Here is a 13,542-nt window from a genome sequence, read left to right as displayed (position 1 = left end):
CTCACAGCCATATATGACCGCCATCAGGTAACAGAACTCACAGCTTTCTCTTCATTCTATGTTTGCAGCCTTAACGAACGTGCTTGTAAACAGTCGTTCTCGATAAACCGAGTTGGCGAGCCGTATGTGAGATATTGCCCTCGTTCGCTCGGAATGCTGCGCGAATCTCTCGGCATTTCGTACGGCTCAGTGGATGTGGTCTGCACGCATCACAGCAATCCTGATCATCAATTTTCGCTAAACCAATCTCTTCTAAGCATCCTTCGTCCACATAGCCTGAACGCCGACGGAGCAATGCACGCTGCAAGGTGGTTCTTAGCTCGCGAACGTTGCCCGGCCAAGATCGGCAAGCAAGGCTTGCGATTGCTGTATCCGTGATCGGTATTCCAGGCGCGAGACTTTCCATGAGATAACGGACGATGCCGTCGAAGTCGCTACGCTCTCTCACGGGGGGCAGGTGGATGGAGAAAGCATTGAGCCGATAATATAAGTCGGCGCGGAACGTACGCTGGCTTACCAGCTCACGAAGATCCCGATTGGTAGCCGATACAATCTGAACATCAACCCTGTCCGTCTTGGTACCACCGACGGACCGTACTTCCATACTGTCGAGGAAGCGAAGCAAGGAGCTTTGAGCGGCAGTCGGAATGTCTGCAACTTCATCCAGGAATAAAGTACCGCCATCGGCTGCGCGAACGAGCCCCGGTGCACCTTCGGCGCGGGCATTGGTGAAAGCGCCACGTTCATGTCCGAAGATCTCGGCGATGAACAACGCCTCTGGCACTGCGCCACAGTTCAGTGCAACAAATGCACCCTCGCGCCCACTCCGATGATGGATATGGCGTGCCATCAGGTCTTTGCCGGTCCCGGTCTCACCCGTGATATGGAGTGGCATGCGCAGTGCCGCTGCTTCCTCAATGTCGATCATCGCGCGCCTAATCACAGGGTCTTCACAGACGAAGGAAGGCTCGTTTCGTTCTTTTACCGAGGGCGGTGTCGACGGCCGAAGCTGCGCTGCTGTTGCTTGACGCAAGCCGATTTGGCGGCAAACCATAAAAAGACCACTGCCCGCCATGTCGCGGATTCGGATCACTCCGCCGTTGAGGAGGCCATCCATTGCCGCACCGAAACCACCTTCGAAGAGGTCATCAAAATGCCGACCGATCATTGCGGGTAGGCCTGCAAGCAAGGAGATGCCAGGCCGGTTCAGCGAAACGACGCTGCCGTCCCGCGCGACGGAGAGAAGGCCCGCTGAAATTGTGTCGAGATACTCTATTCGTGGATGAAATGCGAAGATGAAACTTTCCGAACACTCCTGAAAGATCAACCCATTCTCGATCTGCGCGGCCGCCATTCGCACAAGGGCATGGGTATGCTCCTGCCTTGCTTCATGGGCGCAGGAAGCATCCAGCAGTCCCATTGTCTCGCCACGCGAATTCAGAATAGGCGCGGCCATGCAACTAAGATGCCCGTGGCCTCTGAAGTAATGTTCGCGCCCGTAGATTGCTATTGGCCTATTGTACGCCGCAGCCAGCCCCAGCGCGTTGGTGCCGCTCAAATTTTCATTCCACATACTACCGGGGATGATTGAGCGACCGGGAGCGCTATCCGCAAAGTGTTGGTCACTGATTGTGTCAAGCACGATTCCGTCCGCATCGCCCAGAGCGATCATGAAATTTGACCCGGCGATCTGTGAAAAGAGTAGTTGCATTTCCGCAAGTGCCAACTTTCGCAGAACTGCATTCTGCTCACGTCGATGCTTGACTTGCGAAAAGGCTATAACGTTCTGGCGCGGTTCGGAGCGCGGGTCGAGGCCAAGTTCGCGACAACGATGCCAACTCTCAGCCACGACCGTCGGTAAGGTCGCTACCGGAAATCTGTCGCCGCTCTCAAGCCCATTACGAGCACGGTCCATGCTGGAAAGATGCTGCATATCTCCTCCTATGCATCATTTTACGACAAGGATAGCGCTGGGCACCCACACCCCGCAATAGACAGAAACTGAACACTAGACTTTTAGAGACGAGTTCCCGCGTTTGATCGAAATTTGGTATGACGCGCTCCTGCACCACCATCTTATTGACAATAGATGCTAAGGTATATGATGGCGTATTGGTTGAAACATGGTACTACTCCAGCCAACCATACGTAAGAAAATGCAGTCATGATCTGGGAGGATTCATGGTCGAGATATTTTCTAAGCGGGAAGGTCCGCGTCGTGAGGATGTCCATATTTGGCAACTCATACAGCAAAATCGTGGGCTTATCACCAAACTTGCAGACCATTTGAGCGATGGGCGCTATTCCAAGATGGGGAACCCGAGTCCGACGCCACAACCGGATGGCCTGATCATCCATGTCGGTGGCAGTTTGGCTCCCACACCAGAGCCGGTGGCTCGCATAAGAGTCACCCTCAACGGCCGGATAATTGCTGTCGATGTCCAGTCAGGACGGCAGATTTATCACCTCGGCGATCTCCGTGAAACGGGCGTCGGTAAGATTTTCACTCTCGCCACAGCGGGAAACCGTTATATTGCGCCTCTGAAAACCGGGCTTGCCGAAGCGATCGCCGACATGGATGGCGTTGTTCTCGGTGACGCCTACGGTCCTGCCGAGCTCGCTGCAGACATCGGCATGCGTCTCGATATCCCTCCCGAAACCTGACGTGAAACCGGTCATTCCACCGTCGCCACATTTTGTTGTTTCTGGGAATGCGAGAGCTACATGACTTGGAATCCAAATGAGGCAAGTGATCTGCCTGTAGCCCGTTCATCAAAAGGGGGCACCACGTTCGCGCAGTCCAACTTGCTACGATCTGATTACGATGAGATGGTGGTCACGCGTGCCTGGGAAAGCGTGGTTGACGGAGTTGACGAAGCGAAGACGCCGTCGTTTCCAATTCGGTCGACGATCCATGATTCCTGGTTCCGTTGCGCTGATTGCGGCATCGACGCGCAACGTGATCACGCCCCTCTGGAAACAGACCGTGACATTGTGGAGGCGCGAACGCGCAACAATTTGGAACTTTTGGAGGCTGCTGCGCAGCCTTTCTCCATGATCGGCAGAACGCTGGACGGTACTGGTGCCATGCTTGTACTGGCGGATAAAGACGGCGTCTTGGTTGACGTGGCCGGCGATCGGAGAACTGTTTTTGATGGTATGGACATACACCTTGGCATTGGCGGAAAGTGGACCGAGGATGTGGTCGGTACAAATGGCATAGGTACAGCGCTTTGGACTGGTGCACCAGTCTTCGTCCATGCCGCTGAACACTTCTGCGCTGGTATTAAGAGTTGGACTTGCGCCGGCGCGCCAATCCGGGATCCCTTTGACGGCAATGTGATTGGGGTCATCGATCTTTCGGGGCATCCGGATATTTTTCGTCTACACAACATTGCCCTTGTCACAGCGGCAGCGCGTGAGATCGAGCGGGCGATCGTTGACTCGCAGACAGCAGAACGCATGCTGCTACTCGAGGCCTTCCTCGCTTCAGCGAAAAACTACCGAGCCAGTGATGGGCTGTTGATTATCGATAGGCAGGGCAGGACAGTCTACAACAACAACGTATCACCTTCTGAAGGCCGTAGTTTTACGGACGGCCTTCGCAATGGCGGCGTCAACCGTCGGGAGTCGAAATTTGCGGGCTCCGGCTTCGTGGACAGCATCGTGGCAAATCTTCCTGACGTCATGGGGAATTGTGATGTCCGTCCTCTCGAAGTCGATGGCGATATCCGCGGCGCGGCTCTCGTGCTTCCGAAAAATACCGTGAAACAAACAGTTGCGATCAACGGCCATCGCCCGAGTGAGCTTAGTGGTGCGAACTGTCCAATCGTCGGTGAGAGCGATTCAATTCGAGCGGCAATTGATATTGCATGCCGTGCCGCCGGGACCAGCGATGTTACGTCTCTGCTAATTGAAGGTGAAACAGGTGTTGGCAAGGAACTATTCGCGCGGCTCATCCACGCGGGTAGCCAGAAGGCTGCAAGTAGTCCTTTCATAGCCCTTAATTGTGGGGCTGTCACAAAGGAGCTTTTCGGAAGCGAACTGTTTGGTCACGTCTCCGGCGCTTTTACCGGGGCATCGCGCGATGGCAAGGCTGGTGTCTTTGAACTAGCCAATGGCGGCGTATTGAGCTTGGATGAAATCGGCGAAATGCCGCTCGACATACAGCCCTTCCTATTGCGCGTTCTTGAGGAACGTCTCGTTCAGCGCTTGGGTGAGAACCAGTCTCGACCGGTTGACGTCAGGCTCGTCGCTTCGACTAATCGTGATCTTAAACAAGAGGTTGCGGCTGGACGCTTCCGTCGCGATCTCTTCTATAGAATAAGCGCAGTTACGATCCACGTGCCGCCCCTGCGCGAACGCGGTGACGATTGCATCTTGCTTCTCGATCATTTCAATCGAGGGATGGCCGCCCAAAGGGGAGTTTCGCGCCTTGAATTTACGAACGAGGCGCTCGACACGTTGATCCGCTATCCTTGGCCAGGCAACGTCCGGGAACTGCGCAACCTTGTTGAACGGGCGCATCTGTTGTCGCACGATCAGCTTGTCCGTATTGACGATCTCCCTGCCGAGATCCTTGCATCGTTCTCAGAGAGTGATGGCATCGAATGTGACAGGCCTGTCGGTAGTTTTGCTGAAGCCGAACGGCAGGCAGTGATCAGAGCTTTGTCAGCTGAACGTGGCAATCTCAGTAAGGTTGCTCGCCGGCTCGGGATATCTCGCCCTACGCTCTATCGGAAATTGGAGCAGTTTGGCATCAAGCGAGAATACGCTTGATGCCAAACTGCTCCAATTTCTGCACCGTGTTAGTTGGAAAAAGATAAGCGTTCCGTTTCGCCCCTTTTGTCGGGGGGTGAACAACGTGAGATCGGCAAGTAAGCCGTTGCCGAGCCAGACGCGCTTTTTTGGCGTGTCCGGCTAAATTAGAGCGGTTCCAGCAAAACAGAACCGCTCTAAGTGCTTGTTTCATCGCATTATCCTATGCAAAGCCGCTTCGCACTTTTGCTGGAAATGCCCTGAATTTGATCAGATAAGGTCGAAGCGGTCGGCGTTCATGACCTTCGTCCAGGCAGCGACGAAGTCGTGGATGAATTTCTGCCCGGCATCAGCTTGACCATAGACTTCAGCGATAGCTCGTAGCTGCGAGTTGGAGCCAAAGACAAGATCGGCGCGTGTGGCAGTCCACTTGACCTCTCCGGTTGCACGATCTCGTCCCTCGAACACGTCCTTCGTCTCGGAAACAGCCTTCCATTCCGTATTCATATCGAGCAGGTTGACAAAAAAGTCGTTGGTCAACGTTTCCGGACGTTTGGTGAAGGCGCCATGCTGGATTTGGTCGCAATTAGCGTTCAGTGCACGCAGACCACCGACAAGAACGGTCATTTCCGGGGCCGACAGCGTCAGCAACTGAGCCTTGTCGATCAGCAGTTCTTCGGAGGAAACGGTGTACACACCCCTCTGATAGTTGCGGAACCCGTCGGCAATCGGCTCCAGAACGGCGAATGATTCAGCGTCGGTCTGTTCCTGAGATGCATCAGTACGGCCAGCCGCGAAGGGAACGACCACGTCGTGACCAGCCTTCTTCGCAGCCTGTTCGATGGCTACCGAACCACCGAGAATGATCAGATCGGCAAGCGATACTTTCTTGCCGCCAGTCTGAGCATTGTTGAATGTCTTCTGGATGCCTTCGAGTACCTGAAGTACGGAAGCAAGCTGGTCCGGTTGATTGGCTTCCCAATCTTTCTGCGGTGCAAGACGGATGCGCGCACCATTAGCGCCGCCGCGCTTATCTGAACCGCGGAAGGTAGAAGCGGAAGCCCAGGCCGTCGAGACGAGCTGCGGGATCGTCAGGCCCGAGGCAGCGATCTGACTTTTGAGGGCAGCGATATCGTTAGCATCGATTTGCGCATAGTCAGCATCCGGCACCGGATCTTGCCAGATGAGTTCTTCACTCGGCACTTCCGGACCAAGATAACGAGCACGCGGCCCCATGTCGCGATGCGTCAGTTTAAACCAGGCGCGAGCAAAGGCATCAGCAAAGGCATCCGGGTTCTCAAAAAAATGGCGCGAAATCTGTTCGTAGACCGGATCGAACCGTAGCGCGAGGTCCGTGGTCAGCATGGCGGGTGCATGACGCTTGGACTTGTCGTGTGCATCCGGCACCGAGTTGGCGCCCGCACCATGCTTTGGAGTCCATTGATGTGCACCGGCCGGACTCTTCGTCAGCTCCCAGTCGTAACCGAACAGGTTCCAGAAGAAGTTGTTGTTCCACCTAGTTGGCGTCGAGGTCCACGTCACTTCGAGACCGCTGCCGATCGCGTCGCCACCCTTACCGCTGCGGAAACTGCTTTTCCAGCCGAGGCCTTGCTCTTCAATGCCAGCTGCTTCCGGCTCGGGACCGACAAGAGCTGCATCGCCTGCACCGTGGGTCTTACCGAAGGTGTGGCCGCCGGCGATGAGGGCGACAGTTTCTTCGTCGTTCATGGCCATGCGTGCAAAGGTTTCGCGAATGTCGCGGGCAGCGGCAATCGGATCTGGGTTACCGTTCGGTCCCTCAGGGTTGACGTAAATGAGGCCCATCTGCACCGCCGCCAGCGGATTTTCGAGATTACGATCACCGCTGTAGCGCCTGTCATCGAGCCAGGTCTCTTCCGCACCCCAATAGATATCTTCTTCCGGTTCCCATACGTCTTCCCGACCGCCGCCGAAACCGAACGTCTTGAAACCCATGGATTCCAGTGCGCAGTTGCCGGTCAGTATCAGCAGATCGGCCCAAGAGATGCTGTTTCCGTATTTCTGCTTGATCGGCCAGAGCAGACGACGGGCTTTGTCAAGGTTGACGTTATCCGGCCAGCTGTTGAGCGGCGCGAAACGCTGCGTGCCGGAAGAGGCACCGCCGCGGCCGTCGCCGGTGCGATAGGTGCCGGCGCTGTGCCAGGCCATGCGGATGAAGAGTGGTCCGTAATGACCGAAGTCGGCCGGCCACCATTCCCGCGAATCCGTCATCAGGTCGAAAAGATCCTGCTTCAGCGCCTGCAGATCGAGCTTCTTGAATTCCTCAGCATAGTTGAAGTCCTTGTCGAGCGGGCTGGACAAGGAAGAACCCTGATGGAGAATCTTGAGGTTCAGCTGGTTCGGCCACCAGTCGCGGTTTGACCTGGCCGAGACGCTCGTGTTTCCATGCGGAATTGGACACTTGCCAGCGGTATCAGTTTTCTGGTCCATTACTTTCTCCCTGTTGTTTCGGAGTTCTGTCTCTCGAAAACTATTATTGGGATCATGCCGTGAAGCCTTGCAGGTGGCTTTCCGTTAATCTCGTCCCAATCGCTCCGCCCCACCACCCAGCGCTGGCCCAGCAGTCGGGTCAGTCTCACCTTCTTCGAGGTCGCCGATCAGCGTCTCCGTCGTCAGGATGAGCTTTGCAACTGATGCCGCGTTGCGCAGTGCCGTATAGGTGACACGCACCGGATCGATGATACCAGCCTCGATCATATTCTCGTATTTGCCGGTCGAGGCGTTGTAACCATAGCCACCGTTGACGCGGGTGACCTCACTGACGATTGCCACTGGATCAGCACCAGAATTGATAGCAATACGAGAAAGCGGCCGTGTCAACACAGATTTGACGAGGCGCACCCCTTCCGCCATATCGCCGCTCACCGTTTGCAGGACCTCGTCCAGAATCGGGGCGACCTGGGCGAACGCCGAACCACCGCCAGCAACGACGCCTTCCTCCACCGCCGCACGCACGGCATGCAGGGAATCTTCGATAAGTTGAATGGTGCGCTTCTGCTCGACGGGTGTCACCCCACCGGCATAGATCACCGCAGTGCCACCAGAAAGCTTGGCAAGCCGTTCACGCAGCTTGTCCTGTTCGATATTGGGTGGCGCGATGTCAAACTGACGCTGAACCTGCGCTCGCCTTGCCGCAATCGCCACCGGATCACCGTCGCCACGGACAATCGTAGTGGAAATGGAGCTGGTTCTCACGCGCTCGGCCGAACCGAGATCGCTGGCCGCAATTTCTTCCAAGCGGCCACCGAGATCGCGAGCAATGACCCGCCCGCCCGTCAAGATTGCCAGATCCTCCATCAACGCCTTTCGCCAATGACCATATTCTGGAGGATGTATAACCAGATATTTGCCAGCGCCCTCTTTGCCCAGCAAGGTCACAACTGTTTCCGGTGACATCTCTTCTGCAAGGATCAGTAGTGGCCGACCCGCCGCATCGGCAATGCTACGAGCAGCGTCGAGCGAAGCGGGGTCGTTTATCTTAAGGTCTGTCATAAGGATCAAGGGGTGCTCCAGAACGGCTTCCATACTGTCCTGATCCGTCACCATGTGATGCGAAAGATAGCCGCGATCGAATGACATTCCTTCGACTACATCCAGCGTTGTTTCGGTGGTTACGCTATAATCGGTCGTAACAATGCCTTTAGCACCAACTTTCTCGTAGGCTTCTGCCACGAGCGCGCCGAGTTTTGGATCAGTGGCGGCGATATTTGCGACAGCAGAAAGGACGCCATTTCCCTTGGCGGGTTTCGCTTTGCCTTTCAGCGTCTCAACAATCTTCTCGACTGCCATGTCGATGCCTTTGCAAAGATCAACCGATTTTGCACCTCGTTCATTGGCTGCAATCCCTTCCTGTACGAGTGCGTTGGCAAGGATGATGGCGGTCGTTGTGCCATCACCGGCGATTTCATTCGTCTGCATGGAGACTTCACGGACCACCTGTGCGCCCATGTTCTCGAAACGGTCGGAAAGCTCGATTTCCGAGGCGATGCTGACACCGTCTCGCGTAACCAGCGGGGTGCCGATCGGACGATCGATCATGGCATTCATACCCCGCGGGCCGAGCGTTGGCTCGACTGCTGCGGCCAGTCTTCCGATACCACGAGCAAGTGCGCGTCGAGCCTCGTAATTGTGTAGCATCAGTTTTGGCATGACTTCACCTCCTCCTGCCTTGACGACGATTTCTTACCTGTGGCTTCCCGTTTGGTTCCGGGCGATGGAGCGGCGGTCGCGGGGACGCTGCCGACGATGAAATCGACAAGTGTCGGTTCACCGTCTATGACTTCCATCTCCTTGTATCGCGTGTTCTTCAATCCCCGACACAAAACACCATTGAATTCCATATTGATTCGAATAGCACTCAATTCACGCAGATAGACTTTCAGGTTTTCTTCCAGGATCGGCACGCCCTCCCAAGTTACGAAAACAGGAGCATCCACCTTGAGATCAGGATATCTCTTCAATAGTGCCTGCCTGTAACGATGCTTCTGCGTTGCCATTTCGACATCTTCGCAGCTTTCTTCGTCTAATCCCGCAAGGTCCAGCCCCAGTATCTCCCCGTCTCTCAACCCACGCTCACGCAGGCCCAAGATCACGGCTTCCTGGCGTCGTTTGAAGGCCTTCCCGGCAAAAGTATTGCGCAGTTCATCAAGATTACAGTCATTGGCGAGCTCGCCAACGATTTGGGTAAAGGACTTGCCGTTAGAGATGCCCTCGTTCACTTCGTCCGCCATCAGGTGATCATGCAGACGGATGCGATAGACGGGTCGCCACGAGAGGTTCTCCATTGCCTCGCGAATGCCATTCAACATCAGGAACGCAAAATTGGGCGAACACCAATAGGTCGGCAGGCGAAAATCCACTTCCACCGTACCATTCTCCAGAATTTCGGCCCGCTCAACGAAGCCCATCGATGTGATGGGCTCGTCAAGTTCCGGGTCGTCCACTTCGCCCAGTCGGCGCCAAAGCTCGCTCTCGCGTACGGTTTTGAGATCAGTTGCTCCGGACATTATGCCTACTCCGCAGCAATGCGCAGCGGCGACTTGGCGAACACGGCCTTCTTCGCTTCGATGTCGATATTGTAGAGGCGAGCCGCATTGAGCCCAAGAATCTTGCACTTGTCATCGTCGGTAAGATCGACGCCTGGGTCCTTTTTCAAATGTTCAGGCATTTTAAATGCCCAGAACTCCTCTACGATCCAGCGGGGCGTCCAGATGGCATAATCTGAGCCAAACAACAATTTGTCGGGACCAAGCCACAAAAGTAGCTGTGACATGATCTCGGCGAAATAACGCGGCTGATTGTGGATAAACGGCAGCGCAACCGCCAAACCCGCATAGACATTCGTCTCTTGGGTCGCAATCCAACAAAAATCTTCTAGTCGAGGCAAGCCGCAATGCTCGACAATCCAGTTCAGGTTCAGGAAATCCGACGCAGCATAGTCAACGTCGTGGACATCGAATGCATCCAATGACAGCGGCCGTAGCGTCGGCCCCTTGTGTACATGAATATTTCTGATCCCTAGCTTTTCGCAGAGTTCGAAGCACTTGTAGGCCTGCGGATCGTTCAGTTTCCAGCCGCGTGAAGAACCATTCCATTCAGCCGTGTACATCTTCACACCCTGAATGTTGAAGTTCTCCTTCATGTAGTGGATATATTCGAGCGCCTTCTCACCGTCACGCGGATCAAATGAGCCATTCACGATGAATCGTTCTGGATAACGCTTGGCCACCTCGGCATTGCGCTCAATCGTGTTGAAGCCGTTCTTGTAGAAATCCTTCAGATAGGTCGACTGCACAATTGCGATGTCGTCGGGTCCATCAATGAATAAATCGTTGTATAGATCATCTTCCGTGTATTTCTCGAATTTTTCTTTCGGCCAGTACTGTTCTTTTGGACTTAAAAAGGTGTGGTATCCATAAAAGGAGTCAATGAACTGCTTTCCATGGATATTGAGCTGGTTCTCCGGGCTACCGTCCCAAAAATGGGTGTGACCATCAATGATGAAAACCTCTTTGCCTTCAGGGGTGACATACATGTTTCTCTCTCCTCTAAGAAATCTGGATGCTCCAGCTGGCCCCCAACAATGGGGGCCGCTCAATCACCGAATGTCCCCATCAGATGTAGTCGAAGACTTCATCCATGTTGCCAAACAGGATTACCTCGTTGTCATCGATGCGAACCATGCGACCGTAGTGGGTGGAGGTATTGACCTCGAATATTTCCGCAGTCATCTCACGGCCTAGATATTCACTGATCTCATCCATTTTGAAGATCAGTTTGCCGTTGCCGTCGATCCGTATCATGGCTGGCTGATAGGTCACTATCACCCCGGGTTTCTTGCTCATGAATTCGGCGATGGCGCGCGCCTCGACCGAGTCATTCATGGTGACACCACATTGATGGGAAATAGTCTGCTCGAAGGTGATGTCCTTCATCGACTTGAAAATGTTATTGTGCGATGTGTCGCGTGCAACGTTTGACATGTGTGAGCCTCCTTGGCTTAGCGCTTGAGATCAAGTTCGTTCAAAATGTTGCTGATGCGTTCTTCAGACTTGGCCTGGACGTCCGCGAACGAGATCGGCTTGGAGTGAGGCATCGACCAGATTGGTTGAAGTCCCTGGGAAGCCTTGTCAGCGAGAGCGGCATGCTTCGCGAGCCACGACTGGAAGACCTTCCTGTTGAAGTCGCCGTGGGTGCTGTCATTGGCGAGCATGTAGATCAGATCGATCGTGTTGGCGAGGTTGCGCTCGTAGTCTGCCTCAGCTGCCGAAATAACCGGTGGGGTGATGAAATCATTATTGGCTGCTGACACCTGCATCAGGAAGCCTGATCTGAACAGTTCACCGACGAGCGGCTCAAACACGATGTTGATAGCGAAATATTGCTCGAGATAATCCTCCGTTCCCATGATGGTCTCGATGGCCTCGCGTGTCGGCTGCCAGACCGGGTCATCAAGCCAGGTTCTCTTGCCAAGCTCGTCATCCCACCCAGGTATGTCCATACCGATTTCCGCCAGATAGAGGGTGATGTCCTGCGCAAGACGAAGTTTGTAGGACGAGTTGGTCAGCGTAGCGTTGTTGATCATCTGCGTGTAGCCGTAGCGTTGCGCTTGCATCAACGAGGTGCCAAGCCCGAATTCGACGTGCTTCCACGCTCCAAGATGTGCTTGAAGAATTTTGCTCCACGCTTTGTCGAAAGCTTTTGGAGCCCCGGCGCGGCGGGCGTTTGTAATGACGTTTTGCACCATCGTTTCGATCTTGGACTGGCGCTGATAATGCGTCCTTTCCCATTCCTGATCGGGCGCACGGTAGGCGTGCCAGTCGGAGCTTCTGACAATAGTGTTGTCCTTGACATAAGCGCCCTTGCCATCGGCAAAAGAGATAATCCAGTTTTGGATCAAATATCGTTCGGGATCTGGCTGGACATCGACCGTGACATCCTCGTAATGGGTGGCGCGCTGGCCTTTAGGCTCAAAATAGCGATATTTGCGGCTATCGGAATCCGCGAATATGGCGGCTCCGGCTGCTCCGGACCCAACTGAACTGGAAATTGCAGGCATATTTCTCACTCCCTTGTTTCGGTGAACAATGCTGTCCGATCCTCGTCCGGCTCTAGTGTCCCGGATTATCTCCAGACGAGGTTGTAAATTTATCGAAGAAAATACGTTCGCTTTCGAAGCCGTTCATGAACAGAACAGGCTGCAATGCATCGATCATGGGTGGGGGGCCGCAAGCGTAGACGTCGCCTTCGCCATCAATCTCCAGTTCCTTGAGCTTAACGTCGACCGCCTCGTGCACGAAACCGCGCATGCCTGACCAGCCGCTCTTGTCGTCCGCGTGCGATAGCACAGGAATGAATGTCACTTCTGGATGTCGCTCGCTGAGCGCCGCAATCCGATCAAGATGGAAGAGGTCGTCGACCGTTCTAGCCCCATAAAAGAAATAGACGGGTCGGCATTCTCCACTGAGCAGATGGTCATTCAGGATTGACCAGACCGGAGACATGCCCGACCCGGCACCAACCAACACTAGGGCGCCTTGTCTGTTTTCTCGTCGGAAGCAGGTGCCATAGGGTCCGACGACTGTGACTTCGGCTCCAGCTCGGATTCCTCCTGAGTCAAGTTCGCCAGAGAACTTTCCTTCGGGGTATTTTTTGATGATGAAGGAGAGTTTTTGGGTTTCGCTCGGCGTATTTGCCATGGAGAACGAGCGTGTAATCGTCTCCCCATTTTCCGTGGTGACCGTGATGTCGACATATTGTCCAGCCCAGAACTTCATCGGGGTCTCGAGTTCGATCTCGACGCCTCTTATGTCGTGCGTAAGCTTCTCGAACCCTGAGATCTTGCCCTTATAGGCCTTCACAGCGATCGATTTTGACAACACCTCTTCATCGTAGTTTAGAAGCTCGACCTCCATATCCGAATAGGCGATGGAGCGGCATAGCAATATGTGACCGGAATCCTTTTCCATATCGTTGAGGGCAAAAGTCGAATATTTGAGCATATCGACTTCGCCATCCAGCAGAACGCATTTGCACGCGGAACACTGGCCTTCTTTACAGCCGTGTGGCAGTGCAATCCCTTGGCGGAATGCGGCATTCAGGACTGTTTCACCATCCTCTACCTCAAACTCCACGCCAACGGGCTCTAATCTTACCGTATGCACCACCGCCTGTATCTTCTGAGCGTCGGCCATTTCTAAATCTCCCAAACTCCCGCCAATTGCCCTTAGGCAGAGGCCTCGTCAC

The 13,542-nt window shown here is 54.5% G+C and carries 10 protein-coding genes; 2 read left to right on the top strand and 8 right to left on the bottom strand.

What is annotated here, in order from left to right; all coding sequences use genetic code 11:
- Window positions 1-70 precede the first annotated feature (70 nt).
- A complete protein-coding gene (locus CEV33_RS21430; RefSeq protein ID WP_094542394.1) occupies window positions 71-1,933 on the bottom strand; it encodes a sigma-54-dependent Fis family transcriptional regulator in 1,863 nt (620 codons plus the stop codon).
- 248 nt (window positions 1,934-2,181) lie between these two features.
- Here CEV33_RS21430 and CEV33_RS21425 point away from each other — a divergent pair, with 248 nt between their 5' ends.
- Window positions 2,182-2,664: a hypothetical protein gene (locus CEV33_RS21425; RefSeq protein WP_094542393.1), complete on the top strand. Its 483-nt coding sequence runs from the start codon at window positions 2,182-2,184 to the stop codon at window positions 2,662-2,664.
- A 60-nt stretch (window positions 2,665-2,724) separates the two neighbouring features.
- A complete protein-coding gene (locus tag CEV33_RS21420; protein ID WP_094542392.1) occupies window positions 2,725-4,779 on the top strand; it encodes a sigma-54-dependent Fis family transcriptional regulator in 2,055 nt (684 codons plus the stop codon).
- 249 nt (window positions 4,780-5,028) lie between these two features.
- Here CEV33_RS21420 and katG read toward each other — a convergent pair whose 3' ends face one another.
- The 7 genes from katG to CEV33_RS21385 all read right to left on the bottom strand — a co-directional run bounded on the left by katG (window position 5,029) and on the right by CEV33_RS21385 (window position 13,490).
- The gene (gene katG, locus CEV33_RS21415; protein WP_094542391.1) at window positions 5,029-7,227 is read right to left on the bottom strand and encodes a catalase/peroxidase HPI; all 2,199 of its coding nucleotides are present in this window, start codon (window positions 7,225-7,227) and stop codon (window positions 5,029-5,031) included.
- A gap of 84 nt (window positions 7,228-7,311) precedes the next feature.
- Window positions 7,312-8,946: a molecular chaperone GroEL gene (groEL, locus tag CEV33_RS21410; protein ID WP_094542390.1), complete on the bottom strand. Its 1,635-nt coding sequence runs from the start codon at window positions 8,944-8,946 to the stop codon at window positions 7,312-7,314.
- Window positions 8,934-9,803, bottom strand: coding sequence for an iron-sulfur cluster assembly protein (locus CEV33_RS21405; RefSeq protein ID WP_094542389.1), 870 nt, complete (start codon window positions 9,801-9,803; stop codon window positions 8,934-8,936). The genes groEL and CEV33_RS21405 overlap by 13 nt, the downstream gene beginning before the upstream one ends.
- 5 nt (window positions 9,804-9,808) lie before the next feature.
- On the bottom strand, window positions 9,809-10,831 hold the full coding sequence (locus tag CEV33_RS21400) for an amidohydrolase family protein (protein WP_094542388.1): 1,023 nt from the start codon (window positions 10,829-10,831) through the stop codon (window positions 9,809-9,811).
- A gap of 79 nt (window positions 10,832-10,910) precedes the next feature.
- Complete coding sequence (locus tag CEV33_RS21395) at window positions 10,911-11,279, bottom strand: MmoB/DmpM family protein (protein ID WP_094542387.1); 369 nt, start codon at window positions 11,277-11,279, stop codon at window positions 10,911-10,913.
- Between the two features lie 17 nt (window positions 11,280-11,296).
- Window positions 11,297-12,355: an aromatic/alkene monooxygenase hydroxylase subunit beta gene (locus CEV33_RS21390; protein ID WP_094542386.1), complete on the bottom strand. Its 1,059-nt coding sequence runs from the start codon at window positions 12,353-12,355 to the stop codon at window positions 11,297-11,299.
- 52 nt (window positions 12,356-12,407) lie between these two features.
- Window positions 12,408-13,490, bottom strand: coding sequence for an NADH:ubiquinone reductase (Na(+)-transporting) subunit F (locus CEV33_RS21385; RefSeq protein WP_094542385.1), 1,083 nt, complete (start codon window positions 13,488-13,490; stop codon window positions 12,408-12,410).
- Window positions 13,491-13,542 lie beyond the last annotated feature (52 nt).

This window comes from Brucella grignonensis, assembly GCF_002252505.1.
Lineage (GTDB): Bacteria > Pseudomonadota > Alphaproteobacteria > Rhizobiales > Rhizobiaceae > Brucella > Brucella grignonensis.
The sequence above is the reverse complement of the archived record's forward strand: the minus strand, read 5'-3'. Positions and strand labels throughout refer to the sequence as shown.